Source organism: Vreelandella titanicae BH1 (assembly GCF_000336575.1).
GTDB classification, from domain to species: Bacteria; Pseudomonadota; Gammaproteobacteria; order Pseudomonadales; family Halomonadaceae; genus Vreelandella; species Vreelandella titanicae.
Genome location: NZ_AOPO01000011.1, coordinates 98,594 through 123,701, shown reverse-complemented (window position 1 = coordinate 123,701; position 25,108 = coordinate 98,594). Strand labels below are relative to the sequence as shown.

The window sequence follows — 25,108 nt, the reverse complement described above, 5'->3', positions numbered from 1 at the left end:
TTGCCGTAAACACGAAACATAAAAAAACGGGCAGCTCACAAGGAGCTGCCCGTTTCTAATCGTTGTCGTTAACGTTTAACGACGCAGACCCAGACGCTGAATCAGGGACTGATAGCGTTCGAAATCTTTACGCTTTAGGTAGTCCAGCAGCTTACGACGCTGGTTAACCATGCGGATCAGACCACGACGCGAGTGGTGATCCTGTTTGTTGGTCTTGAAGTGATCCTGCAGGCCATTAATGTTGGCGCTCAGCAGTGCAACCTGCACTTCAGGGGAACCGGTATCGTTATCGCCGCGGCCGTATTCAGTGACGATCTCGGCCTTCTTCTCAGCGGTTAAAGCCATCTGTCTCTCCAGTAAGCAATATGCCTAAAAATGAATGGGTGAGACCACGCATATTTGCAGTCTCAAGCTACTGTTTTCTACGTACACGTTTCGACGTGTACGTCGGATCTTGCAATTTTCACGTAGACGGTCGCCTCCTTGCAACGCTGTTTACGAGATAGCGACAGTACTTAACAGTCGCTTAGGCGCCACTTCCTGAGCACCTTTCACTACGCCAAGGCCGATAAACGTCTCGGCGTAATAAAGTCGGGCTACTTCGTCCGCGGCTAATGCGCCGGTTTCGAGAGCAGCGGGCTGGCCATGGGCCAAACGAGAATGCGCGGTGTCGTCTACCGTCAGTAACGGTAAATGGTCCACCAACACATCCACGGGCATGAGTTCAGCTTCCAGTGCCGCTTGGTCGGCCAATGCTTCCAAGGCCTCTAGCGTCCACATCGCGTCGGCTAAAAAGGGCCCCGTTTTGAGCCTCCTTAGTTGACTGATGTGCGCACCACAGCCAAGCGCTTGGCCAATATCTTCGGCTAACGTGCGGATGTAAGTGCCTTTACTGCAGCTTACTTCCAGCTCAAAAGCAGTGCCTTCAAACGATAGCAGGCGCGCATCATACACGCTTACGCGCCGGGCTGCACGCTCTACCTGCTTGCCTTCACGGGCCAACTCGTAAAGTTTTTTGCCCTGATGCTTGAGGGCCGAATACATCGGCGGCACTTGGTCGATCTCACCGCGAAAACGGGTGAGCACAGCTTCCACGTCATCGACGCTTAGGCTGGGAACCTCATGCTGCTCAATAATCGTGCCTTCTGCATCGCCGGTATCCGTGATCACCCCTAGCTCTACCCGGGTGCGATACACCTTGTCGGCTTCCAGCAAGTGCGATGAAAACTTGGTCGCTTCACCTAGGCAAATCGGCAATAAGCCGGTTGCCATCGGGTCTAGCGTGCCGGTGTGCCCGGCTTTTTGAGCCTGGAACAGCCGACGCACACGCTGCAGCGCATGGTTGCTGGAAACGCCCTTGGGCTTATCCAGCAGCAGTACGCCATTAACCGGTAAACCTCGACGTTGACGCGCCACTAGCGAGTTTCCTCACTTTGCTGGGCGTCGCCGTCTGAGTCACTGTCTTGGCCAGCGTCTTGATAATCGTCATCATCGTTTTGATAGCGTGCACGATCCGTCGTCACCGCTTCATCAATCAATGAAGAAAGCTGCTGACCGCGCACCACGCTTTCATCGAAATGAAAACGCAGCTCCGGTACGTGACGTAGCTTGATGCGCTTGGCAATCTGGCTTCTTAGAAAACCAGCAGCACGCTTAAGCACCTGCAGATTCTCTTTAATACGCTCGGGCTCTTGCTCACCCAACAGAGTGACGTAGACGTCGGAGTAGCCAAGGTCACGGCTAACGGTGACACCGCTAACCGTGACCATGCCCAAACGCGGGTCTTTCACTTCTCGTTGGATCAGCACCGCCAGCTCCTTTTGGAGCTGGTCGGCTACCCGGTGGGTACGCTTAAATTCGCGCATGTTTAGCTCCTCGCAGCCTTACAGACTACGCTCGACCTTCACTTGGTCGAAGACTTCAATCTTATCGCCGACTTGGACATCGTTGTAGTTCTTCACGCCGATGCCACACTCCATGCCGTTGCGCACTTCCTGCACATCGTCTTTGAAGCGGCGCAGCGATTCGAGCTCGCCTTCGTAGATCACCACGTCATCACGCAACACGCGGATCTTCTTATTACGATGCACGCTGCCTTCAACCACCATACAGCCGGCGATGGCACCAATCTTCGGCGCACGGAAGACATCGCGCACTTCGGCAATACCGACGATTTCTTCTTTCCACTCAGGTGCGAGCATACCGCTCATCGCCTGTTTGACCTCGTCGATCAGCTGGTAAATAACGCTGTAGTAACGCAGATCCAGGCCTTCGCGCTCAACGATCTCGCGGGCAGCGGCGTCAGCACGGACGTTAAAGCCGACTACGATGGCTTCCGACGCAAGCGCCAGGTTGGCATCTGTACCGGTGATACCACCGACACCCGAAGAGACCACGGCGACTTCAACTTCACCGGTGGAGAGTTCTTCCAGGGCGCCTTTGATCGCTTCCAGAGAACCTTGAACGTCGGCTTTGAGGACGATGTTGACCTTGGCCACTTCGTCTTGGCCCATCTGGCTGAACATGTTCTCCAGCTTGGCCTTCTGCTGACGCGCCAGGCGCACTTCGCGGTATTTGCCTTGACGGAAGTTAGCCACTTCGCGGGCTTTCTTCTCGTCTGCAACGACCATAAAGTCATCACCGGCATCCGGCGTGCCGCCCAAGCCTTGAATCTCTACCGGCATGGCCGGGCCAACCGCATCGACTTGCTGGGCAAGTTCGTTGGTCAGCGCACGTACACGACCGTAGTGCAGGCCAGCCAGGACGATATCGCCCTTTTTCAGCGTACCGTTCTGAACCAGTACGGTGGCGACTGGACCACGACCTTTATCAAGGCGCGATTCAACCACCACGCCTTTACCCGGCGCAGAAGGAACGGCTTTAAGCTCAAGCACTTCAGAGACCAGTTGGATTGCTTCCAACAGTTCTTCAATACCTTCACCGGTCTTGGCGGAAACGTGAACAAACTGAGTATCACCGCCCCATTCTTCGGAGATCACGCCGTGCTGCGAAAGCTCATTCTTGATGCGATCAAGATCGATACCATCTTTATCGATCTTGTTGACCGCTACCACCATGGGCACTTCAGCGGCTTTGGAGTGTTCAATCGCCTCAATCGTCTGAGGCATCACGCCATCGTCGGCAGCCACAACCAGAATAACCACGTCTGTCGCCTTGGCACCACGGGCACGCATGGCGGTAAACGCCGCGTGGCCTGGGGTATCCAGGAAGGTCACGCCACCGTGGTTATCTTCCACGTGGTAGGCACCGATATGCTGGGTAATACCACCGGCTTCACCGGTCGCCACTTTCGCTTTACGGATGTAGTCCAGCAGCGAGGTTTTACCGTGGTCAACGTGGCCCATCACCGTAACAACGGGTGAGCGCGTGATCTCTTCGCCTTCATAGGAGATGCCTTCTAGCATTTCCGTTTCCAGCGCGTCATCTTTAACCAGCTTCGGTGTATGGCCCATCTCTTCCACCACGATCGCAGCCGTATCCTGATCGATGGTTTGGTTGATGGTAACCGCCGCGCCCATGTTAAACATGGCCTTGATCACTTCATTGGCCTTGATCGACATCTTGTCGGCCAATTCCGCCACGCTGATCGATTCAGGGATCGATACTTCACGCACGATCGGCTGAGTCGGCTTCTGGAAAGCGTGCTTGCCATTGCCGGTCTGGTTGCCACCACGGCGACCACCACGACGCTGTTCGGCACGTTTTACCTTCTTACCGCCGCCACCGCGCTTGCGCTCTTCGCGATCACCACGATCTTCATCGTCACGGCGACCTTTGTTCTTCGCCGCCGTCTTCTTGGGCGGAGCGGTACGACGGTCAGTGCGGCCCTCTTTCGGCGGCGCTGGCGGCATATCGTCACCGGACGGCGTATCGTCGATTTCAAGATTCGGCACCGGAATGTCTGGCGTAGCCGGTGCTTTGGCTGCTGCAGGCGCTTTCGGCTTGGCTTCAGACTCTTTATTGCTACGCGCCGTGTTACTTTGCGCCGTCGCTTCAGCTTCTTTATTGCTACGCGCGGTGGCTTCCGCTACCTGTGCAGCGCGGGCTTTCTTAGCAGCGGCTTTTTCTTCGGCTTCACGCGCATCAGACACTTTGCGCTCAGCTTCGGCTTCCGCCATATCGCCCACTAGCTGGCGCGGGCCGGTATAGCTAGGCTCCGGCGCTTTCGGCTTCTCATCTTCAGCGCTTTTGACGTAGGTCTTTTTCTTACGTACCTGCACTTCAATGGTTTTGCCGCGCTCGCCGGTATTGATACGGCTACGGGTTTTGCGTGTCAGCGTGATGCGGTTTTTGCCCGCTTCAGGGGTGTCGCTACCGCCGTGGCTCTTCTTCAAGAAACTCAGTAGCTTCTGCTTGTCTTCTTCAGACACAGCATCGCTTTCAGAAGCGTGCTTTAAACCCGCTTCTTTCATTTGCTCTAGTAGGCGAGGCACATCACGGCCCACCTTTCCTGCGAAATCTTTAACTGTCATATCTGACATATTGACCCTCCTCAGCCCGTGACCTGTTTACTGTGTGTTCGAATCCGATGCGTCATCGACTTCAAACCAGGGCGCACGGGCAGTCATGATCAGTGCCGCTGCGCGCGCTTCGTCCAACTCCTCGATATCGACCAGATCGTCGACAGACTGCTCGGCGAGATCTTCCATGGTGACGATGCCGCGACTGGCCAGAATGAAGGCCAGGTGGCGCTCCATGCCATCCATCTCCAGCAGATCTGCTGCTGGCTGGGCACCGTCTAGCGCTTCTTCCGTGGCAATTGCCATCGTCAGCAGCTCGTCTTTCGCACGTGCACGAAGCGCTTCGACTAAATCTTCATCGAACTCTTCGATTTCGAGCATCTCTTCCATCGGCACGTAGGCGACTTCTTCCAGGGTAGTGAACCCCTCATCCACCAACAGGCGAGCGACATCTTCATCCACATCGAGGTGCTGGATAAAAGAGTCCACCAGGCTATCAATCTCTTGATCGCGCTTAGACTCCGCTTCCTCTTCGGTCATGACATTAATGCGCCAGCCGGTAAGTTCAGAAGCCAAACGCACGTTCTGACCGCTCCGGCCAATCGCCTGAGCAAGGTTATCCTGCGCCACGGCCACATCCATTGCGTGGGCGTCCTCGTCCACAAGGATAGACCCAACATCGGCAGGTGCCATGGCGTTAATCACCAATTGGGCGGGATTGTCATCCCACAGCACGATATCAACGCGTTCGTTTTGCAGCTCCGAAGAGACCGCCTGAACGCGCGAACCGCGCATACCCACACAGGCACCGACCGGGTCGATGCGGCGATCATTGGTTTTTACCGCAATTTTGGCCCGTGAACCGGGGTCACGCGCAGCACCTTTGATCTCAATCAACTGCTCTGCGATCTCTGGCACTTCAATTTTGAACAGCTCGATGATCAGCTCGGGACACGTCCGCGATAGCTGAAGCTGAGCACCGCGTGCATCGGGATCCACTTTGACCAACAGGGCGCGCACCCGCTCGTTCATGCGGTAACGCTCGCCGTGAATCATTTCATTGCGCGGCAAAAACGCCTCAGCGTTTTCGCCCAAATCAATGATCAGGCCATCACGTGTGGTCTTTTTAACGATGCCCGCAACCAGTTCACCTTCGCGATCGGCATATTGGCGCACGACTTCAGCCCGCTCGGCTTCGCGTACTTTCTGTACGATCACCTGTTTGGCGGTTTGTGCAGCAATACGGCCAAACGACGCATTTTCGATGCTTTTTTCGACCACATCGCCTAATTTCAGCGGCGGATCGCGCTGCTCGGCGATGCTCTCTTTAATTTCATAATCTGGCGTTTCGAATTCGTCATCTTCCACAACGGTCCAGGTGCGGAAGGTTTCGTATTCACCAGTGCGGCGGTCAATATGCACGCGCACATTGGCTTCTTCTCTTTCAAAACGCTTGCGTGACGCACTCGCAAGAGCGGCTTCTACCGCCTCGAAGATGACATCACGTGGGACGCCCTTCTCATTGGAGATCGCGTCAACGACCATTAAAATTTCTTTACTCATGCGTATGCCTCGCCAGAAAACCTATCCTTATGTGCATCACCCCGGCAGCCTGCCGGCAGCGCCGCCACCCGGTCAATCGTCGAACTGCGGTACAATGTGAGCAGAATCAATACTCTCAATTGGAAAGCAGTACTCTTCGCCATCCAGTTGTAGCAGTACTTCATCCCCCTCAACACCGACCAAAAGCCCTTGATACTTGCGCCGCCCGTCAAAGGCAGTGCGCAATTTCAGCGCGACGTGATGACCTTGAAAGCGGGTAAACTGATCCAGGGAATACAAGGGACGTGCCATGCCTGGCGAGGAGACTTCCAACCGGTACTCACCGGGAATGGGGTCTTCTACATCCATAACGGCACTGACTTGGCGGCTAATATCTGCGCAGTCTTCCACGCTGACACCACTCTCGCGCTCGATATAGATCACCAGCCGCGAATTTTTGCCCTGGGAAAGATGGTCGATGCCCCATAGCTCAAAGCCCATGGCAGCAACAACAGGTTCGATCAGCGCGTGAAGCGCAGCGTGTTTAGTGGCCACAGACAAAGCTCCTATAGCCGTTGCATCAGGCACCTGGCCAGGAGTTATTAGAAAAGCTAGGTGGCTGATTGGCGTTACTCGGGAATGTGTCTCCGGTTTTCCGGACGACATCCGCTATTAAGATATTCGTGCTAACGATATTCTGGCTAACAAAGCGGGGGGCGCCAATAAAACAGCGACCAGGCGCGCTTGCTAGCCAAAAGCTGCTAACAAAAAGCCCCTTCACTGGAAGGGGCTTTTTGAAAGAAACCTTGTGTACCATTTCTTAAGTACTACTTCCAGTACCGTCTTAGCAACATGTAACAGGCTGTACCTGAAATGACCGTTATTTCCAATACGTCTTAAAAATAACAATCTAGAACATGCTACTAGAAAATGGTAGCGGGGACCGGATTTGAACCGATGACCTTCGGGTTATGAGCCCGACGAGCTACCAGACTGCTCCACCCCGCATCAATCTAGGTCGACGATAATAGACACTAAAGCCACTTACGTCAAGAACTACTTGCTTCAAGAACCACTTACTTAAAGCTGTCTTTTTCGCCTCAGGTGCCAATGGGCATTCTGGTAACAAAAGAAACGTTCTGGGAAGCTGGCGTGCCAGCAAAACAGATGGTGCCGAAGGCGGGACTTGAACCCGCACGACCATACGGTCACTACCCCCTCAAGATAGCGTGTCTACCAATTCCACCACTTCGGCATCAGGGGAGGCTAAAAAACAGCAGCTGCTTACTCGCTGCTTTCCTCTAGCACTGGCGCGGTATTATCCACGTCCGCAGGCCTGTCGTCAAGCGTCGGGACGCTTTGCTGCTGCTCGATCAAGCGCGAATCGGGAATACCTGCTTCCGGTGCCTGGCCCGCCTGGGTGGCAAAGTAAGCTAGCGCCATTGAGGTGACGAAGAAACCCGCCGCCAAAATAGCCGTTGTGCGCGACAGGAAGTTACCACTACCCCGCGAACCGAATACCGTTTGTGATGCACCGCCCCCGAAAGCTGCACCGGCTTCGGCACCTTTACCCTGCTGAAGCAGAATGAGTACCACCAGGGCGACCGCAATCACCACATGAATCATAAGAATTGCAACTTGCATGGCGTTATCCTGCTGACTGACAAATGGCATAAAAATCATCGATCTTGAGTGAGGCTCCGCCCACTAGACCGCCGTCGATATCTGGCTGAGCAAGCAGCTCAGCCGCATTGCTTGCGTTCATACTGCCGCCGTAAAGCAAACGCAGTTGCTCGGCGAGGCCCTTATCGAAACCCGCCTGGTAGGCACGGATGCCTGCCATAACGTCCTGGGCTTGCTCAGGCGTTGCCGTGCGCCCAGTGCCAATGGCCCAAACAGGCTCATAGGCAATCACGACCTGCTTACGCTGGTCGGGCTCTAAGCGGGACATTACATAGCCCACTTGACGAAGCACCACATCCATCGTGCGCCCTGCGTCGCGCTCCTCCAGGGACTCACCCACACAGAGGATCGGCGTGATATCCACGCTCAATGCTGCTAGCAGGCGTGCAAAGATCTGTTCATCGCTCTCTTTGTAGAGCTGACGTCGTTCAGAGTGCCCCACCAATACGTAAGAGACCGCAAACTCTTTTAGCATGCGGCCACTTACTTCGCCGGTATGCGCCCCAGAGTGAATAGGGTTCAACGTTTGCGCGCCCAATGAAAGCACCGTACCTTCAAACGCGTGGCGCGCCGCATCCAAATAGGGGAACGGCGGAATGATAACGACATCCACGCTCGTTGGCGATACGGCGGCGGAGAAGGCCTGGCCGAATTCATTGATCAACGCCACGGAACCGTTCATTTTCCAGTTACCGGCGATTAAAGGCGTACGCATCGACTCTCCTCACTCAAGGTGGAGCGAAATGGTATAGGAGCGGCCTTGTCAAGACAACCGCTGTTATAGCCACAAGCTGGGTTTACCAAACCAGTTTACTGAACCGGTTAGCTGAACACATTTAATTAAGTAGCGCCTGAACCTGATCGGCCAAGCTATGCGCCAATTGATCGACGTCTAAATGGGCGCGTCCTTCCACCATTACTCGAATAAGCGGCTCAGTACCTGAGGGACGTAGCAACACTCGCCCCTCATCGCCTAACTCATGCTCTAACGCAGCCACTGCCTGCTGAAGCGGCGCAGATGCCATCACCTCTTTGGCGCTGGCATGAGCGGGCAAACGTACATTAACCAGCGCCTGGGGCACTTTCTCCAACTCTTTTAACAGTGTCGGGAGGCTTTTTTGCTCGCGCATCATCAGCGCCAATACCTGCAACGCGGAGACAATGCCGTCGCCGGTGGTCTGCACGTGGGCGCACACAATATGCCCCGACGACTCACCGCCCAGCTCCCAACCATTGGCGGCCATACGCTCCATCACAAAGCGGTCACCCACCTTTGCGCGCTCAAAGGGGATTCCCAGCTTATCCAGCGCCATCGACAGGCCAAAGTTTGACATCAGGGTGCCCACCACGCCGCCTTGAAGCAAGCCACGCTCGTGGCGATCTCGGGCAATCAGATAGAGAATATCGTCGCCGTCGACTTCGCGCCCGTCGCCATCTACCAGCAGCACGCGGTCGCCATCGCCATCAAAGGCGATCCCCAAATCAGCATTTTGCTGAATCACGGAAGCACGCAGAGCCGCGGGGTGCGTTGAGCCCACCTGCTGATTAATGTTTAACCCGTCAGGTGCAGAGCCAATGGTGGTGACATCAGCCCCCAGCTCGCGGAACACATTGGGCGCGATATGGTATGTGGCACCGTGAGCACAATCCAAGACGATTTTAAGGCCGTGCAGGCTAAGCCGGTCAGGCAAGGTCGATTTACAAAACTCGATATAACGGCCTGCAGCGTCGTCGATGCGTGTTGCCTTACCCAACTGCGCGGCCTCGGCCGTGGTCAGCGGCGCTTCCAGCATCGCTTCGATACGATCTTCCGTGTCATCGGGAAGTTTCTTACCCTCAGCGGAGAAGAACTTGATGCCGTTATCATCAAAAGGATTATGCGATGCCGAAATGACGATGCCTGCATCGGCACGAAATGTGCGCGTTAAATAGGCAATACCCGGCGTGGGCATTGGCCCCAGCAGCGAGACATCGACACCCGCTGCCGAGAGCCCCGCCTCTAGGGCGGATTCGAACATATAGCCAGAGATCCGGGTATCTTTGCCGATCAGTACCCGCGTTCGACCTTTATCACGGCGCAGCACCTGACCCGCCGCCCAGCCCAACTTAAGCATAAAATCAGCGGTAATCGGTGATTTACCCACCGTGCCGCGAATACCATCCGTCCCAAAATAGCGCCTTGTCATGCGTCAAACTCCTTATTTAGCGGCGGCTCGCAGCCTTCTTGTAGTACCGCCCACGCCATATTGACTGCATCGACCGTTGCAGCCACGTCATGCACGCGCAAAATATTTGCCCCACGCTCAACCGCCATGGCAGCGAGCGCCAAACCACCGGAGAGACGCTCCTCCACTGGTCGACCCAACACTTTACCAATCATGCTCTTGCGCGACATACCCACCAGCACTGGAAGCTCCAGCGATTGCAGAGACTCCATGTATTTGAGTAAGCGTAGATTGTGTTCGACGGTTTTGCCGAAGCCAAAACCAGGGTCGATCAGTAGACGGTTGCGGCGTAGCCCTGCAGCCTCGCATTCAGCAATCCGACGGGCCAAATAATCCGCCACCTCTTCCTCGACCGGGCGCTGATACGCGGGCGACTGCTGCATATCCTGCGGCTCGCCCTGGCGATGCATCAGGCAGACGGGCAACCCGCTACCCACCGCAGCCAGCAGGGCGCCTTCTCGCTCTAAGGCGCGCACATCATTAATCATACCAGCGCCCAGCTCGCTCGCCTCGCGTATAACCGTCGGGCAACTGGTATCCACCGACACCAACGCATCCAGCTCGCGCACCAGGACCTCCACCACCGGCGCCACCCGGTCTAGCTCTTCCTGGGGGCTGACAGGGATAGCCCCAGGGCGGGTCGATTCGCCGCCCACATCTATCATCGCTGCCCCTTCGGCCAGCATCCGCTCAGCGTGGCGCAAAGCGTCATCCAATGCCACGTGCTGGCCACCGTCAGAAAAAGAGTCCGGGGTCACATTAAGAATACCCATTACCCTGGGAAAGGAGAGATCCAACAGATGGCGCCCGCAACGCAGTTGGAGAGCATTTTCTGCGTTTCGTGAAGAGGACGTGTCCAGAATTGATTTCATGCTGCAGCCTGATCAAGAAATGAAACATTGCTGTTATGTATACAGCATATCAAAAAAGGCGCCCCATGACGGGGCGCCTTTGGCTCATACGGCAGTGCTGGCTTATGAGCCTGCAGGGCCACCTAGCGGGTCTGAGGGACGGCGACGCGGCCCGTCGTCATCTTCTTCGCTGTCACCACCGGACGCATCGCCTCCAGAAGCGTTTGAAGAAGCATCGTCTTCAGCCTTCGCTTGCGGCTTGTCATCGTTGACAGGCGTACCGCCACCGGATGAGTCACCGTCATCCCAACCTTCCGGCGGGCGCGGCTCACGACCTTCCATGATGTCCTTCAACTGCGTGGCATCAATGGTCTCGTACTTCATCAAGGCCTCGGCCATGGCGTCCAGCTTATCGCGATTATCGGTCAGGATTTGGCGTGCCTGCTCGTAGCAACCGTCGATGATTTTGCGGACTTCCTTATCAAGGCGCGTGGTGGTGTCACCAGACTTCATCTTGCCACCACCCTGACCCGGGCCACCGAGGAACTGATGCGACTCATCCTCGTCGTACATGATCGGGCCCATTTCGTCCGACAAGCCCCACTTGGCAACCATGTTATGGGCCAGCTCAGTAGCACGCTTGATGTCGTTTGAGGCGCCGGTCGTTACACCATTCGGGCCTAACGTCATCTCTTCGGCAATACGGCCACCAAACAGCGAGCAGATCTGCCCCAGAATTTGCTGACGGGAGAGGCTGTAGCGATCCTCTTCCGGCAGGAACATGGTGACACCCAGCGCACGGCCACGGGGAATAATCGTCACCTTATAGACCGGATCATGGGAAGGCACGACCAGACCGATAATGGCGTGACCCGACTCATGGTAAGCGGTATTGAGCTTCTCTTTGTCGGTCATGACCATCGATTTGCGCTCAGCGCCCATCATGATCTTATCCTTCGCGAGCTCAAGCTCTTCCATGCTGACCAGGCGCTTATTGCGGCGCGCGGCAAACAGAGCGGCTTCGTTGACCAAGTTGGCCAAATCCGCACCAGAGAAACCAGGCGTACCACGTGCGATCAGCTGCGGTTTTACGTCATCACCCAGCGGCACTTTACGTAGATGAACACCCAGAATGTGCTCACGGCCACGGATATCCGGCAAGCCGACCGTTACCTGACGGTCAAAGCGGCCTGGGCGCATTAACGCAGGGTCAAGTACGTCAGGACGGTTGGTCGCGGCGATAACAATGACGCCTTCGTTGGCTTCAAAGCCATCCATTTCAACTAGCAGTTGGTTCAACGTCTGCTCGCGCTCGTCGTTACCGCCACCCATACCGGTGCCACGTGAACGGCCTACCGCATCGATTTCGTCGATAAAGATAATGCACGGCGCTTGCTTCTTGGCCTGCTCGAACATGTCACGCACACGGGATGCACCGACACCAACAAACATTTCAACGAAGTCAGAACCCGAAATAGAGAAGAACGGCACTTTGGCTTCGCCCGCAATGGACTTTGCCAGCAGCGTTTTACCGGTACCCGGAGGGCCTACCATCAATACGCCGCGGGGAATCGTGCCGCCCAGGCGCTGGAATTTGGTTGGGTCACGCAGGAAGTCGACCAGCTCTTCTACTTCTTCCTTGGCTTCATCACAACCCGCCACGTCGGCAAAGGTTGTCTTGATCTGATCTTGTGAGAGCAGCTTGGCCTTCGATTTACCAAAGCTCATCGGGCCGCCTTTACCACCACCGGCTCCGCCCTGCATTTGGCGCATGAAGAACATAAAGATGCCCAAAATCAACAGAATCGGGAAGCTGGCGATCAGTAGCCGCGTCCAGATACTTTGCTGCTCTGGCTCTTTGCCCACCACCGTCACATTGTTGCTCAACAGGTCGTCCATCAGCTTCGGATCTTCCGCCGCTGGGCGGATGGTCTGGAACTGAGTGCCGTCCGTGCGCTCACCGCTGATGGTGTAACCATCAATCGTTACGCTACGTACCTGCTGATTTTGCACCTGCTGCACAAACTGGGAATAGTTTGTGTTTTGCGGTGCGCTTTCCGTACTGAAATTGTTGAACACTGTCAGTAGGACGGCCGCGATGACCAACCACAGAATCAGGTTCTTCGCCATATCATTCAAGGGGCTACCCTCATTACAAGAATCCGTCAGTTAAACCCTGGTGCCTCATAAAGTCTTTTACCAATAAGCTTAGTAATACGACATTACATCAGCATCAAGCGTTCAACCATTGCCAAAGCGTCTTATGCCTCGGGCCATCTGTGTCACGCGCACTTATGGCGACTAATGTGACACACGTTGCGCTTGCCTGTCTGGCAATCGCGCTGATAAATCTTGGCTATGAACCACACGGGCAGCCTCTCATGTTAAGGAGAGTCACCCGCGAAACCCTTCGGCCAGAAAATAGACTTCACGGGAACGCGCCCGGGAGGCGTCTGGCTTACGGGTTACTACCTTGTTAAAGCTGCCGCGCAATTCTTTCAAATAGGCGTCAAACCCTTCCCCCTGGAATACTTTAGCTAAAAACCGGCCACCAGGTGACAACGTTTCGCGGGCAAGTTCTAACGCTAGCTCCACTAAATACATCGCCTGGGGCTGATCAATCGCCGCCATACCACTCATATTGGGGGCCATATCCGACATCACAAGGTCTACACGGCGATTATCCAGGCATTTTAGTATCGCCTCCAGCACCGCCTCTTCAGTGAAATCACCTTGGATAAAATCCACCCCGGCCAGTGCATCCATCTCCAGAATATCAGAGGCAATCACCACACCTTCAGGCCCTACCCTTTCCGCTGCAATTTGACTCCACCCGCCGGGGGCGGCGCCCAGATCAATCACCGTCATACCGGGACGCAGCAGTTTATCTTTTTCATCCAACTCAATCAGCTTATAGCTGGCACGGGAACGGTAGCCATCTTGCCAGCTCTGCTTCACGTACTGGTCGTCAAAATGCTCCTTCTTCCAGTTATTGCTGGTCTTGCTAACGGAATGTTTTCGGTTCGGGGGCTTTTGCTGCATGTGGGAGTCTAACACTGGAATAAGAGATGGGCGCATTCACGCGATCGCTTTCACTCGGTGACGTTTCACCGTAAGATGGAGCGTTAAGCGCTAACCGGGATACCGCAAGATACCATGAGCTTGTCACAGGCACAAAAGAAAGCATTTCGTAGCATTGGCCACCATCTTAACCCAGTGGTCACCGTTTCTGAGAACGGCGTCTCCGAAAATTTGCTCGCAGAACTCAACCGCGCACTCACTGATCACGAACTGATCAAAGTGAAACTTGCCCTTCCTGAGCGGGATGATCGTGCTGCCATGATAGCCGAACTGATCGCCAACAGCCGTGCCGACTTGGTGCAAACCATTGGCAAAATGGCGCTGCTCTATCGTAGAAATCCGCAGGTGAACCCGAAGCTTTCTAACGTTACCCGCTTTGAGAACCACCACGGCCGCCATTAAGCGTTAAATTCAACGCGTGCAATAGAGAGTCGCCGTACGAAAGCGCCCCTTCAACTGACTCCAGAGTCAATCGAAGGGGCGTTTTTTGTCATACGTGTTCGACGCTACCTACTTCGTACTCCACGTCACCGCCGGGTGTTTTGACCACCACGACATCACCCTCTTCTTTGCCGATCAGGGCACGGGCAATCGGTGAGGTAACCGAGATACGGCCAGACTTAATATCCGCCTCATCTTCGCCGACGATACGGTAAGTGACTTCCGCATCAGTATCCAGATTCATTAGCGATACGGTTACGCCGAAAATCACTTTGCCAGTTTTCGGCAGCTTGGTGACGTCAATCACTTGAGCGACAGAGAGCTTACTTTCGATCTCCTGAATTCGCCCTTCGATAAACCCCTGCTGCTCGCGAGCGGCGTGATACTCGGCGTTCTCTTTAAGATCACCGTGTTCACGCGCTTCGGCGATGGCCGCGATCACCTGCGGACGAGCTTCGCTTTTAAGGTGGTCGAGCTCTTCACGAAGGCTTCTTTCTCCCGCAACTGTCATCGGGACCTTGTTCATTGACTTGCTCCTGCATGCAGATCCTGAAGGCGCCGCACCGTAATCTCCCTACCGTACTCAAGCGCCATGCAAACAGCATTAGCGCCCGCCAAGGTGGTCGCATAGGGCACCTTGCGCGAGAGAGCAGTACGGCGAATGACCGAAGAGTCGTTAATAGCCTGACGACCTTCAGTAGTGTTCACAATGTAGGCGATTTCGTCGTTCTTAAGCAGATCGACGATATGGGGACGGCCTTCGTAGACTTTATTGACGTGTTCCACGGCAAGCCCGGCAGCTTCCAAAGCAGCCGCTGTTCCCCGTGTAGCACATAGCGTAAAGCCTAATGCTAACAGAGAACGCCCCACTTCGATAATCCCCGCCTTGTCCGGTTCGCGCACGGAAAGGAATGCCTTGCGCTCACCGGTAAGTCCAGGAATGGCCTCACCTGCCCCCAACTGCGCCTTGAAGAAGGCTTCTGCAAAGGTGTCGCCAGAGCCCATCACTTCGCCGGTGGACTTCATTTCCGGCGACAGAATCGGGTCGACACCGGGGAATTTATTGAACGGGAAAACTGCCTCTTTAACACTATAGAAGTGCGGCACGATTTCCTGCTCAAAGCCCTGCTCAGCCAGGGTTTTACCGGCCATGCAGCGGGCCGCAATCTGCGCCAGCGAGGTGCCAATGCACTTGGACACAAAGGGCACCGTACGCGAAGCGCGGGGATTCACCTCGATCACATAGATCTCGCCATCCTGCCAGGCCAGCTGCACGTTCATTAAGCCTTTAACGCCCAGCTCAACCGCCATCTGCTTCACCTGATGGCGCATCTCGTCCTGCACATCCGCAGGCAGCGAGTAAGGCGGCAGCGCGCAGGCAGAGTCGCCGGAGTGAACGCCCGCTTGCTCTACATGCTGCATGATGCCGCCGATCACTACCTGCTGACCATCCGACACCGCATCGATATCGATCTCGATCGCGGCACTCAAAAAGTGATCCAGCAGCACCGGCGAGTCGTTGGAGACTTTCACCGCGTGGGTCATGTAGTTTTCAAGCTCGGAGGCGTCGTAGACGATCTCCATGGCCCGGCCACCCAGCACGTAGCTGGGGCGTACCACCAACGGGTAGCCAATCGCTTCGGCTTTATCGAAGGCTTCCGCAAAGCTGCGCGCCGTGGCATTGGGCGGCTGCTTCAGGCCCAGCTTGTCGATCATCACCTGGAAGCGTTCACGGTCTTCTGCACGGTCGATAGCGTCCGGCGTGGTACCAATGATCGGCACACCGGCAGCTTCTAGCTCACGGGCCAGTTTCAGCGGCGTCTGACCACCGAACTGGACGATCACGCCTACCGGCTTCTCTTTATCGGCGATTTCCAGCACGTCTTCCAGCGTTACCGGCTCAAAGTAGAGACGATCAGAGGTGTCGTAATCGGTAGAGACGGTTTCCGGGTTGCAGTTGACCATGATGGTTTCATAACCATCATCGCGCATGGCGAAGGCGGCGTGAACGCAGCAGTAGTCAAACTCGATGCCCTGGCCGATCCGGTTAGGGCCACCGCCCAATACCATGATCTTCTGACGGTCAGAAACATCCGCCTCGCACTCCTCTTCGTAAGTGGAGTACATATAGGCGGTATCAGAGGCAAACTCCGCGGCACAGGTATCGACACGCTTATAAACCGGGCGAATGCCGGCGGCCTGGCGGGTTTGACGGAACTCTTTTTCGCTGACATTCAGTAGCTTGGCCAGGCGCGCATCGCCGAAGCCTTTGCGCTTGAGCTGATAGAGCTCACGAGCCGAGAAGTCAGCCAGCGAGCGCTTGGCAACGGCGTTTTCAGTCAGCACCAAATCTTCCAGCTGCACCAGGAACCAAGGGTCGATATTGGTCAGGGCAAAGACGTCATCGACGCTCATGCCGGAACGCATGGCGTCCGCCACGTAGAAAATACGCTCGGCACCGGCGGCCTGCAGTTCGCCCTGGATAATCGCCATGTTGTCCGGCGTGAAATCGGTAATGATCGGATCAAGACCATCGTTACCGGTTTCCAGGCCACGCAGGGCTTTCTGCAGCGACTCTTGGAAGGTGCGGCCAATCGCCATCACCTCACCCACCGACTTCATCTGCGTCGTTAGGCGATCGTTGGCCTGGGGGAATTTCTCGAAGGTGAAGCGCGGAATTTTGGTGACCACGTAATCGATAGACGGCTCGAACGATGCCGGCGTTTGACCACCGGTAATATCGTTCTGCAGCTCGTCCAGGGTATAGCCAATCGCCAATTTCGCGGCGATTTTAGCAATCGGGAAACCGGTCGCCTTTGAGGCCAGCGCTGAAGAGCGTGACACCCGCGGGTTCATCTCGATAACTACCAAACGGCCGGTTTTGGGATCCATACCAAACTGGACGTTAGAGCCACCGGTCTCTACGCCAATCTCGCGCAGTACCGCGAGGCTGGCGTCACGCATGATCTGATACTCTTTATCGGTCAGCGTTTGCGCCGGCGCCACGGTGATGGAGTCGCCGGTGTGCACGCCCATGGGGTCGAAGTTCTCAATCGCGCAGACGATGATGCAGTTGTCGTTTTTATCACGCACAACTTCCATCTCGTACTCTTTCCACCCCAGCAGCGACTCATCGATGAGCAGCTCGTGGTTATTGGAAAGCTCAAAACCACGGGTACAGATTTCTTCGAACTCTTCCTTGTTGTACGCCACGCCGCCGCCGGAGCCGCCCATGGTGTAGGAAGGGCGAATAATGGTCGGGAAACCCAGTTCAGCCTGAATCTCCCAGGCTTCATCCATGGTGTGGGCGACTTTCGCTTTCGGGCACTCCAAGCCAATGCGCTTCATGGCCTGATCGAACAGATCACGGTCTTCGGCCATGTTAATCGCATCGGCGTTGGCACCGATCATCTCGACACCGAACTTCTCCAGCACGCCATGCTTTTCAAGCTCGAGGGCGCAGTTCAGCGCCGTCTGACCACCCATGGTCGGCAGAATGGCATCAGGGCGCTCGGCTTCGATGATCTTCTCCACCGCCTGCCAGGTAATCGGCTCGATGTAGGTGGCATCGGCCATGGCCGGGTCAGTCATGATGGTGGCGGGGTTGGAGTTAACCAAAATAACCCGGTAACCCTCCTCGCGCAGCGCTTTACACGCCTGGGCGCCGGAGTAGTCGAATTCGCAGGCCTGGCCGATCACAATCGGGCCAGCGCCAATGATCAAGATACTGTTGATGTCGGTACGCTTAGGCATAACGGTTCCCGCAAAAAATGGTGACGATGAGCGACAAAAGACGGCGATACGGTGATGCTAGGGACGCGTTAACGGCGTGCCTGCATCATAGCCACGAAGCGATCAAACAGCGGCGCCACATCACGCGGGCCGGGACTCGCTTCCGGGTGGCCTTGAAAGCTGAACGCCGGTCGGTCGGTAAGCTCGATTCCCTGCAAGGTACCGTCGAACAGCGAACGGTGCGTGGCGCGCACGTTAGCGGGCAGGGTCGCTTCATCCGCCGCAAAGCCGTGATTCTGGCTGGTGATCATTACCGTACCACTATCCAGATCCTGCACCGGGTGGTTGGCACCGTGGTGGCCGTGGCTCATTTTGACCGTCTTCGCCCCGGCGGCGAGCGCCAGCAGTTGGTGGCCCAGGCAGATACCAAACACCGGAATATTGGTTTCCAGCACGTCCTGAATTGCCTTGATGGCGTAATCGCAGGGCTCCGGGTCACCAGGGCCGTTGGCTAAAAACACGCCATCCGGATTCATCGCCAGCACCTCAGCAGCAGGCGTTTGCGCGGGCACGACTGTCAGGCGGCAGCCGCGAGCGGCCAGCATGCGCAGGATGTTGAATTTCACACCGTAGTCGTACGCCACCACATGGTAGGGGCGCTCGCTTTTGGAAGCATCAGCGTAGCCTTCACCCAGCGTCCACTCACCTTCCGACCACTCGTAGGCTTGTTTACACGACACCTCTTTGGCCAGATCCATCCCCTTCAGGCCAGGGAAAGCCTTGGCGGCTTCCAGCGCCCGTGTGACCGCCCCATCGCCTTCCGCATCAACGCCTGCCAAAATCGCCCCGTTCTGCGCACCTTTATCTCGCAAAATGCGCGTTAGACGGCGGGTATCGATATCGGCAATACCCAGCACGTTCTGGCTTTTCAGGTAGTCCGACAGCGACTGCTCAGAGCGGAAGCTGCTGGCCATTAGCGGTAAATCGCGAATCACCAAACCTGCTGCGGCAATAGAAGCTGACTCAATGTCTTCAGCGTTAATGCCTGTATTGCCGATATGGGGATAGGTGAGGGTAACGATTTGGCGGGTGTAGGAAGGGTCGGTGAGGATTTCTTGATAGCCGGTCATGGCCGTATTGAACACCACCTCACCGCTTGTTAATCCGTCCGCGCCAATGGCAATGCCGTGGAACACGCTGCCATCTTCCAGGGCCAATATTGCGGGTTTGCTCAATGCGGGGTTATTCAAAACAAGATCCTCCCATGCTGGTGGGAGCCTGTGGGGCGCAGGCTCAGCAATTTCTTGATTATCCGCGACGTAACACTATCGCTAATAAAAACTATCACTAGTAAAACTGGGGTCGTAAAAAAGCGGGACGAAGCCGATAAAAAGAATCGGTTTCATCCCGCTTGTTGTTCGATGCCTTTCTGATTCGCTTAGCCTCTAGCGTTACGCTTAACAGCAGCACCGCTTTATAGCAGCAAACCCTGAGGAGGCAGGCTTTGGGTTGACCAACGCAACAAGCGCGCCGTTTAAGATTTCCAGGCCACCCGGCCAAAATTTTTGAAATGTTACAGGAATTCTTGATCGAAGACTACCCCTTGATGGCAGGACTGTTCTAGCGCCCTGCTCAAGCAGTGACAGGCAATCCCTTACTCTAGCCCCAATACATCCTGCATGTCGTAACGGCCGCTCTCTTTGCCAGCGACCCAGCGCGCCGCGCGAACCGCACCTTTGGCAAAGGTCATCCGGCTGGAGGCCTTGTGAGTGATTTCAATGCGCTCACCTTCGGTGGCAAACATTACCGTGTGCTCACCCACGATATCGCCCGCGCGCACGGTGGCAAAGCCGATCTCTTTGTCGGTGCGTGGGCCGCACTGCCCGACTCGCTCAAACACGCCGTGCTCTTTAAGGTTACGCCCCAGGCTGTCGGCAATTACTTCGCCCATTTTGATCGCGGTGCCGGAAGGCGCATCAACCTTATGGCGGTGGTGAGACTCGATCACTTCAATATCGTAGCCTTCATCGCCCAGCGCTTTGGCAGCGGTTTCGAGCAGTTTCAGGGTCAGATTAACCCCAACGCTCATATTGGGTGCGAACACCATGGCTACCTTGTCGTGGTAGCTATCGAGCTGAGCCAACTCATCATCGCTCATGCCAGTAGTACCAATCACGATACGTTTGCCGTGCTCTGCGCAGAACGCCAGATTACCAAGCGTGACCTGAGGGGCCGTGAAGTCGATCAGCACATCAAATTCATCGACAATCGACGTGAGCGAATCGACCGCGACAACACCGCGCTTCCCGACACCCGCAAGCTCGCCAATATCAGCGCCCGCCAAGGAGCTACCTGGCTCCACGATCCCGCCGGCTAGTGTCGCCTCAGCATCTTGCTCTACAGCATTTACCAACGTACGGCCCATGCGGCCAGCCACGCCTACAATGGCAATTCGGGTCATGCGAACTCCTGAGCTCTAAGTTTCAGTGCGTAAGACTTATGTTTCAAAATCAGCGCGATTATAGCAGACCCATCGATGCCTTCGACGCTCTCCGTTTATGGCTGACCAGTCGTTATCTAGTTCTCCCACACAATCGCCAACTCTTCATCACCGGCCATACGCATTAGGTGGCGCTCGACGACCCCCTCCAACTCATCCAGATGCTCCTCTTCAAGGGTTTCGAGGGCCACCACCAGTTTATCGGCCTCAGCAACCATTAAGCAGGTGCCAGTGGCAAACGTAATGGTGGCCTGCTGATCGCTTTGCTCGACCTCCAGCTTATGCGCCCAGTGTTTACAGAGCCGATTAATTAAACGCTCGGCGGAAGGCGTGGCAACTTCGACACGAGATAAAGGCATAGCGGCCTCTCCAAAAAATGTAAGTACTTACAAACCAAGTAATCCTTCAACAATGAGCCGTTAGAGCCAAATATGTGAAGCCATCACCGTAGGATAAATGCTCAGTGTAAAGCGTAGCATGTTGACCATTAAGCGCGGCACCCTAATAATGCCGCCCAAACGCTAATCAGTTACAATAGCAATTGCATCTCTGTGCTATCACCGTTAATGCGCATCAGCGATGCCGCCCTGTTAACCAATATCGACCAACGAGTTAAAAAATGCTCAATTCTCCGCGCTTAAAAATCCTGCTTGGTACGCTTATCACGTTTGCTTGCGGCGCCACTGCTATGGCTGACGCTATCACCGTCACCGATGTCGCTGGCCGCGAAATCACTCTGGATGGCCCTGCCGAGCGGGTTATTTTAGGCGAAGGGCGGCAAATTTATTTGCTCGGTTTACTCGAGCCTGAAGCTCCTTTTGCCCACGTGGTCGGTTGGCGCGAAGACTTTTCTCAGGCGGATCCCGACAACTATGCCCGTTACGCCGAACGCTTCCCAGAGATTGAAGCGATCCCCACCTTTGGCGGCTTTAAAGACGGCACTTTTGATGTAGAGCAGGCCGCTTCGCTTAATCCTGACGTAGTGCTGATGAACATCGAGGCCAAAGCCGCCACAGAAGACGCCGCCTACGACGACAAGCTGGCACAACTCGGCATTCCCATCGTCTATGTGGATTTTCGCGAAGACCCGATTGAACACACCATTCCCTCCATGCGCATCATCGGCCAGATCATGGACGATGAAGAAGCGGCGGAAGAGTTCATCGAGTTTGCCGAGACACAGTTGGCACGGGTAACCGATGTCATCGCCGAAGCGAACCCAGAGCGCCCCAGCGTGTTTATTGACCGGGCCGGTGGCTACTCCGACGAGTGCTGCATGAGCTTTGGCCCTGCCAACTTTGGCGACTATGTCACCCTGGCTGGCGGTAGCAATATTGCCGAGGGCATCATTCCTAACAGTTTCGGCAACCTGAACCCTGAACAGATTATTGCTGCCAACCCTGATCATGTGGTTGTCACCGGCGGCAACTGGGATGCCTATGTGCCGGGTGGCAACTGGGTCGGCGTAGGCCCTGGGTCTGATTTGCAAAGCGCTCGCGCTAAGCTTGAAGCACTGACCGAGCGCACCGCGATGACCGGCATCAAGGCGGTGGAATCCGGTAACTTCCACGCCATTTGGCACCAGTTTTACAATAGCCCCTACTACTTTGTGGCCGTGCAGCAGTTAGCCAAATGGCTACACCCAGAGCTGTTTGAAGACCTGGATCCCAACGCCACGATGGAAGAGCTACACGAGCGTTTCTTGCCCATCAATTATGAACCCGGCTATTGGATCTCGCTCCATGACGACTGAAACGAAGTTCACTGAAGCCAGTCTTTCAGAGACCAGGCACCCAGAAACTGCGTTAGCAGAGCATGTTTCACAGGGTCGCGCCTTCTACCATAGCCAGGTTTTCCGCCGCCAGATGATACTGGTGGCACTGGTTTTAGCGCTGTTTTTTAGCCTCTGTGTTGACCTGGCGCTGGGGCCTGCCCGCTATAGCCTGGGTGAAGTCATCGCAGCGCTGTTTACGCCAGACAGCGTTAGCCAGCAGGCGCGAGTCATTCTGTGGGAAATTCGTATGCCAGTGGCGCTGATGGCGCTAGTAGTAGGCGCCAGCTTGTCGGTGGCCGGGGCACAGATGCAAACCATTCTGAGCAACCCGCTAGCCAGCCCATTCACCCTGGGGATCTCCGCCGGGGCCAGTTTTGGCGCCGCGTTGGGGCTTGCTTTTGGTGTCGCCATTGTTCCCGCAGCCATTGAGTTTGTGGTGCCCATCAATGCCTTCGTGATGGCCATGTTCACCGCGTTCTTAATTCATGCTTTAAGCCTTAAGCGCGGCGTGACGGTAGAGACGATTGTGCTGCTCGGCATCGCCATGGTGTTTATCTTCAACTCGCTGATGGCGCTGATTCAGTTCTTTGCCAGCCAGGAAGCGGTCTCCGCGGTGGTGTTTTGGACGATGGGCAGCTTAACCAAAGCCACCTGGCCCAAGTTCTGGATCGCCCTTAGCATTCTTGCCTTATCCATGCCGCTGCTTGCCCGGCATGGTTGGGCGCTGACGGCCATGCGCCTGGGCGACGCCAAAGCCGAGAGCATGGGCGTCAATCCCCGCGCGCTGCGTTTGGAAGTGCTGGTGCTGGTGTCACTACTTGCCGCCATCGCGGTGGCGTTCGTGGGCACCATTGGGTTTATTGGCTTGGTGGGGCCGCATATCGCGCGCATTTTACTGGGCGAGGATCAGCGTTTCTTCCTACCAGGCTCGGCCCTGTGCGGCGCACTGATCCTCTCCGTTGGCTCGGTCATCTCCAAGATTATTATTCCTGGCACCATTATTCCCATTGGCATTATCACCTCGCTGGTGGGCATTCCCTTCTTTCTGTTTCTGGTGCTTAACCACAAGAAGGCCTCATGGTAACCCTACAACTGAACCGTGTATCCGCCCGCTATGGGCGTCGCCCTATTCTGGAAGAGATCACCACGCCCTGCTTTCAAGGGGGGCAAGTCGTCGCTCTGCTAGGGCCCAACGCAGCAGGTAAATCGACGCTTTTTCGCCGCGTATTAGGACTATTGAAAGGCGAAGGCGAAGTGATTATCAGCGGCACCAGCGCCGCACGTCCCGTGGGCTATATGCCCCAGGACACCGGTGCCAAGGCCGTACTGACGGTATATGAATCAGTGCTTTTGGCACGTATGCAGGGGCGTGGATTAAAAGTGCAGCCTGAGGATTTAGCGCAGGTTGATCGCGCGCTGGAAGAACTCAGCATTACGGCCCTTGGCGAACGGGATATTGGCGACCTTAGCGGCGGCCAGCGCCAGTTGGTCAGCGCTGCCCAGGCCCTGGTGCAAGAGCCCGAGATTCTGATGCTGGATGAGCCCACCTCGGCACTCGACCTTAACCGTCAGATCAGCCTGTTGACGGTGCTGCGACGGTTAGCCGATGAGCGCCAGATGCTGATTCTGGTGGCGCTCCATGACCTGGGGCATGCACTACGTTTTGCCGATGCCGCCATGATGCTCGAAAATGGCCGCTTGATCGCCTGCGGCTCCACTGCCGAAGTGATTACCCCTGCGCTGCTACGTCAGGTTTATCGGGTATCTACGCGTATCGAGTCCTGCTCGAAAGGTCAGCCGCAGCTTATCGTCGAAGCCGCTATCTAGCCCTTTGCCTAAGCCACCGCCCTTCCATCGCCGCTAGCGCTACCCCGCTTAACATCAGCGGTAGCGCTAGTAGGAAGCCGCTGGAGACCGGTATGCCAAACAACACCCAGTCGGCGAGCACAGGCCACACCAGGGCAATATATTCAAAAGGCGCCAACCGCGACGCCTCGGCGTAGCGCAGCGCTAATGTCATCGCGATATGGGCGGCGCCGCCAAACAGGCCCGAGAGCACCAACAGGGAAAACTCTACCCGGTTGAGTGCTGCCCAGCCCAGTGGGAGCGTTGCCAGCCCGGCTAGCGCGGCCACTAAAATAAAGTAGAAGGCGATTGAAGCCGCTGTCTCGGTGCGTGAAATACGCCTGACAGTTAATAAAGCACCTGCCGTTAGCAGCGCACCCAACGCCCCTAGCGCGTACCCGGCCGCTTGGCCGTTACTGGAACTGGCATTGAGTCCAGGCAAAATCAGCACGGCCACCCCGGCAAGCGCCAGCACCACACCACCCGCGCGATTAAGCGAGCAGCGCTCCCCCAGCAGCAGTACACCACCAATCGCCATAAAGACCGGGGTAAGCTGAGCGAGCAATGTTGCCTCGGCCACTGGCAACAGCGCAACCGCCGCAAAGGAGGCAAACATCGCCGCCGCCCCCAACCCAGAGCGCAGCGCATGACCCAGCGGGCGGCGCGTAGCCAACCCACGTGGAAACTCCCGCCGCAGCAAAAGGAAAACGACGATAGGCAGCAGCGCAAACAGCGAGCGGTAAAATACCGACTGCCCCACAGGCACTTCGTCACTGACTGCCTTAATACACACCAGCATCCCGGTAAACAGGGCACCTGACAGTATCCGCAGCAAAATACCCATGGTGGGCCTTTCTTCAAGGTGATCCATTGCGTGCAGTATTTCCTAAACAGCAAAAACCCCCGGTGAACCGAGGGTTTTTGGACTAAACACCTAACTGCTTACTATTATC

General features: G+C 55.9%; 22 protein-coding genes and 2 tRNA genes. 4 read left to right on the top strand and 20 right to left on the bottom strand.

Annotated features, from left to right (window positions below; translation table 11 throughout):
• Positions 1 to 75: 75 nt before the first annotated feature.
• From rpsO to rlmE, 14 genes are all read right to left on the bottom strand, one after another.
• A complete protein-coding gene (rpsO, locus tag HALTITAN_RS17965; RefSeq protein ID WP_007111823.1) occupies positions 76 to 345 on the bottom strand; it encodes a 30S ribosomal protein S15 in 270 nt (89 codons plus the stop codon).
• 150 nt (positions 346 to 495) lie between these two features.
• Entirely contained in the window at positions 496 to 1,416 is a 921-nt protein-coding gene (gene truB / locus HALTITAN_RS17960; RefSeq protein ID WP_009287928.1) for a tRNA pseudouridine(55) synthase TruB, read from the bottom strand.
• A complete protein-coding gene (rbfA, locus tag HALTITAN_RS17955; protein WP_039860006.1) occupies positions 1,416 to 1,865 on the bottom strand; it encodes a 30S ribosome-binding factor RbfA in 450 nt (149 codons plus the stop codon). Before rbfA ends, truB begins: the two co-directional genes overlap by 1 nt.
• A gap of 18 nt (positions 1,866 to 1,883) precedes the next feature.
• Positions 1,884 to 4,502, bottom strand: coding sequence for a translation initiation factor IF-2 (gene infB, locus HALTITAN_RS17950; protein ID WP_039860004.1), 2,619 nt, complete (start codon positions 4,500 to 4,502; stop codon positions 1,884 to 1,886).
• Positions 4,503 to 4,529: 27 nt separating this feature from the next.
• Entirely contained in the window at positions 4,530 to 6,044 is a 1,515-nt protein-coding gene (gene nusA, locus HALTITAN_RS17945; protein ID WP_009287927.1) for a transcription termination factor NusA, read from the bottom strand.
• A 72-nt stretch (positions 6,045 to 6,116) separates the two neighbouring features.
• The gene (gene rimP, locus HALTITAN_RS17940) at positions 6,117 to 6,578 is read right to left on the bottom strand and encodes a ribosome maturation factor RimP (protein WP_022520707.1); all 462 of its coding nucleotides are present in this window, start codon (positions 6,576 to 6,578) and stop codon (positions 6,117 to 6,119) included.
• A 376-nt stretch (positions 6,579 to 6,954) separates the two neighbouring features.
• Positions 6,955 to 7,031: transfer RNA gene (locus tag HALTITAN_RS17935), tRNA-Met, on the bottom strand.
• 160 nt (positions 7,032 to 7,191) lie between these two features.
• Positions 7,192 to 7,278: transfer RNA gene (locus HALTITAN_RS17930), tRNA-Leu, on the bottom strand.
• A 29-nt stretch (positions 7,279 to 7,307) separates the two neighbouring features.
• The gene (secG, locus tag HALTITAN_RS17925; RefSeq protein ID WP_022520708.1) at positions 7,308 to 7,667 is read right to left on the bottom strand and encodes a preprotein translocase subunit SecG; all 360 of its coding nucleotides are present in this window, start codon (positions 7,665 to 7,667) and stop codon (positions 7,308 to 7,310) included.
• Positions 7,668 to 7,671: 4 nt separating this feature from the next.
• Entirely contained in the window at positions 7,672 to 8,421 is a 750-nt protein-coding gene (tpiA, locus tag HALTITAN_RS17920; protein ID WP_009287925.1) for a triose-phosphate isomerase, read from the bottom strand.
• Between the two features lie 121 nt (positions 8,422 to 8,542).
• Entirely contained in the window at positions 8,543 to 9,892 is a 1,350-nt protein-coding gene (gene glmM, locus HALTITAN_RS17915; protein WP_009287924.1) for a phosphoglucosamine mutase, read from the bottom strand.
• On the bottom strand, positions 9,889 to 10,803 hold the full coding sequence (folP, locus tag HALTITAN_RS17910) for a dihydropteroate synthase (protein ID WP_009287923.1): 915 nt from the start codon (positions 10,801 to 10,803) through the stop codon (positions 9,889 to 9,891). The genes glmM and folP overlap by 4 nt, the downstream gene beginning before the upstream one ends.
• Before the next feature lie 102 nt (positions 10,804 to 10,905).
• Positions 10,906 to 12,921, bottom strand: a complete 2,016-nt coding sequence (ftsH, locus tag HALTITAN_RS17905; protein WP_009287922.1) for an ATP-dependent zinc metalloprotease FtsH — start codon at positions 12,919 to 12,921, stop codon at positions 10,906 to 10,908.
• 255 nt (positions 12,922 to 13,176) lie between these two features.
• Entirely contained in the window at positions 13,177 to 13,824 is a 648-nt protein-coding gene (gene rlmE, locus HALTITAN_RS17900) for a 23S rRNA (uridine(2552)-2'-O)-methyltransferase RlmE (protein WP_027958245.1), read from the bottom strand.
• Positions 13,825 to 13,938: 114 nt separating this feature from the next.
• Between rlmE and yhbY the strand changes: the two genes are divergently transcribed.
• Positions 13,939 to 14,265, top strand: coding sequence for a ribosome assembly RNA-binding protein YhbY (yhbY, locus tag HALTITAN_RS17895; RefSeq protein ID WP_022520713.1), 327 nt, complete (start codon positions 13,939 to 13,941; stop codon positions 14,263 to 14,265).
• An 88-nt stretch (positions 14,266 to 14,353) separates the two neighbouring features.
• Here the strand turns inward: yhbY and greA are convergent, their stop codons facing one another.
• From greA to HALTITAN_RS17870, 5 genes are all read right to left on the bottom strand, one after another.
• Entirely contained in the window at positions 14,354 to 14,830 is a 477-nt protein-coding gene (greA, locus tag HALTITAN_RS17890; RefSeq protein ID WP_009287920.1) for a transcription elongation factor GreA, read from the bottom strand.
• Positions 14,827 to 18,057 (bottom strand): carbamoyl-phosphate synthase large subunit, encoded by a 3,231-nt coding sequence (carB, locus tag HALTITAN_RS17885; protein WP_009287919.1) that lies wholly within the window; start codon positions 18,055 to 18,057, stop codon positions 14,827 to 14,829. Before carB ends, greA begins: the two co-directional genes overlap by 4 nt.
• Positions 18,058 to 18,125: 68 nt before the next feature.
• Positions 18,126 to 19,271: a glutamine-hydrolyzing carbamoyl-phosphate synthase small subunit gene (gene carA / locus HALTITAN_RS17880; protein WP_027958243.1), complete on the bottom strand. Its 1,146-nt coding sequence runs from the start codon at positions 19,269 to 19,271 to the stop codon at positions 18,126 to 18,128.
• A 419-nt stretch (positions 19,272 to 19,690) separates the two neighbouring features.
• A complete protein-coding gene (gene dapB / locus HALTITAN_RS17875) occupies positions 19,691 to 20,497 on the bottom strand; it encodes a 4-hydroxy-tetrahydrodipicolinate reductase (RefSeq protein ID WP_009287917.1) in 807 nt (268 codons plus the stop codon).
• Positions 20,498 to 20,613: 116 nt separating this feature from the next.
• Positions 20,614 to 20,895, bottom strand: a complete 282-nt coding sequence (locus HALTITAN_RS17870) for a DUF2218 domain-containing protein (RefSeq protein ID WP_022520719.1) — start codon at positions 20,893 to 20,895, stop codon at positions 20,614 to 20,616.
• 260 nt (positions 20,896 to 21,155) lie between these two features.
• Between HALTITAN_RS17870 and HALTITAN_RS17865 the strand changes: the two genes are divergently transcribed.
• From HALTITAN_RS17865 to HALTITAN_RS17855, 3 genes are read left to right on the top strand one after another with little or no spacing between them, the layout of a single operon-like run.
• Positions 21,156 to 22,289 (top strand): ABC transporter substrate-binding protein, encoded by a 1,134-nt coding sequence (locus tag HALTITAN_RS17865; RefSeq protein WP_039859999.1) that lies wholly within the window; start codon positions 21,156 to 21,158, stop codon positions 22,287 to 22,289.
• Complete coding sequence (locus HALTITAN_RS17860; protein WP_051052127.1) at positions 22,279 to 23,394, top strand: FecCD family ABC transporter permease; 1,116 nt, start codon at positions 22,279 to 22,281, stop codon at positions 23,392 to 23,394. The genes HALTITAN_RS17865 and HALTITAN_RS17860 overlap by 11 nt, the downstream gene beginning before the upstream one ends.
• Entirely contained in the window at positions 23,388 to 24,137 is a 750-nt protein-coding gene (locus HALTITAN_RS17855) for an ABC transporter ATP-binding protein (protein WP_039859997.1), read from the top strand. Before HALTITAN_RS17860 ends, HALTITAN_RS17855 begins: the two co-directional genes overlap by 7 nt.
• On the opposite strand, the gene HALTITAN_RS17850 is transcribed toward HALTITAN_RS17855, so the two are convergent.
• A complete protein-coding gene (locus HALTITAN_RS17850) occupies positions 24,130 to 25,026 on the bottom strand; it encodes a DMT family transporter (RefSeq protein WP_009287916.1) in 897 nt (298 codons plus the stop codon). The two genes, HALTITAN_RS17855 and HALTITAN_RS17850, sit on opposite strands and share 8 nt — an antisense overlap.
• Positions 25,027 to 25,108 lie beyond the last annotated feature (82 nt).

Bases quoted from the DNA above. Each gene is read 5' to 3' on its own strand.
- HALTITAN_RS17855 (WP_039859997.1), top strand. From the start codon at position 23,388: ATGGTAACCCTACAACTGAACCGTGTATCCGCCCGCTATGGGCGTCGC.
- folP (WP_009287923.1), bottom strand. From the start codon at position 10,803: ATGAAATCAATTCTGGACACGTCCTCTTCACGAAACGCAGAAAATGCT.
- carB (WP_009287919.1), bottom strand. From the start codon at position 18,057: ATGCCTAAGCGTACCGACATCAACAGTATCTTGATCATTGGCGCTGGC.
- greA (WP_009287920.1), bottom strand. From the start codon at position 14,830: ATGAACAAGGTCCCGATGACAGTTGCGGGAGAAAGAAGCCTTCGTGAA.
- infB (WP_039860004.1), bottom strand. From the start codon at position 4,502: ATGTCAGATATGACAGTTAAAGATTTCGCAGGAAAGGTGGGCCGTGAT.
- nusA (WP_009287927.1), bottom strand. From the start codon at position 6,044: ATGAGTAAAGAAATTTTAATGGTCGTTGACGCGATCTCCAATGAGAAG.
- yhbY (WP_022520713.1), top strand. From the start codon at position 13,939: ATGAGCTTGTCACAGGCACAAAAGAAAGCATTTCGTAGCATTGGCCAC.
- rpsO (WP_007111823.1), bottom strand. From the start codon at position 345: ATGGCTTTAACCGCTGAGAAGAAGGCCGAGATCGTCACTGAATACGGC.
- glmM (WP_009287924.1), bottom strand. From the start codon at position 9,892: ATGACAAGGCGCTATTTTGGGACGGATGGTATTCGCGGCACGGTGGGT.
- rbfA (WP_039860006.1), bottom strand. From the start codon at position 1,865: ATGCGCGAATTTAAGCGTACCCACCGGGTAGCCGACCAGCTCCAAAAG.
- secG (WP_022520708.1), bottom strand. From the start codon at position 7,667: ATGCAAGTTGCAATTCTTATGATTCATGTGGTGATTGCGGTCGCCCTG.
- dapB (WP_009287917.1), bottom strand. From the start codon at position 20,497: ATGACCCGAATTGCCATTGTAGGCGTGGCTGGCCGCATGGGCCGTACG.
- HALTITAN_RS17850 (WP_009287916.1), bottom strand. From the start codon at position 25,026: ATGGATCACCTTGAAGAAAGGCCCACCATGGGTATTTTGCTGCGGATA.
- HALTITAN_RS17865 (WP_039859999.1), top strand. From the start codon at position 21,156: ATGCTCAATTCTCCGCGCTTAAAAATCCTGCTTGGTACGCTTATCACG.
- HALTITAN_RS17870 (WP_022520719.1), bottom strand. From the start codon at position 20,895: ATGCCTTTATCTCGTGTCGAAGTTGCCACGCCTTCCGCCGAGCGTTTA.
- rlmE (WP_027958245.1), bottom strand. From the start codon at position 13,824: ATGCAGCAAAAGCCCCCGAACCGAAAACATTCCGTTAGCAAGACCAGC.
- HALTITAN_RS17860 (WP_051052127.1), top strand. From the start codon at position 22,279: ATGACGACTGAAACGAAGTTCACTGAAGCCAGTCTTTCAGAGACCAGG.
- tpiA (WP_009287925.1), bottom strand. From the start codon at position 8,421: ATGCGTACGCCTTTAATCGCCGGTAACTGGAAAATGAACGGTTCCGTG.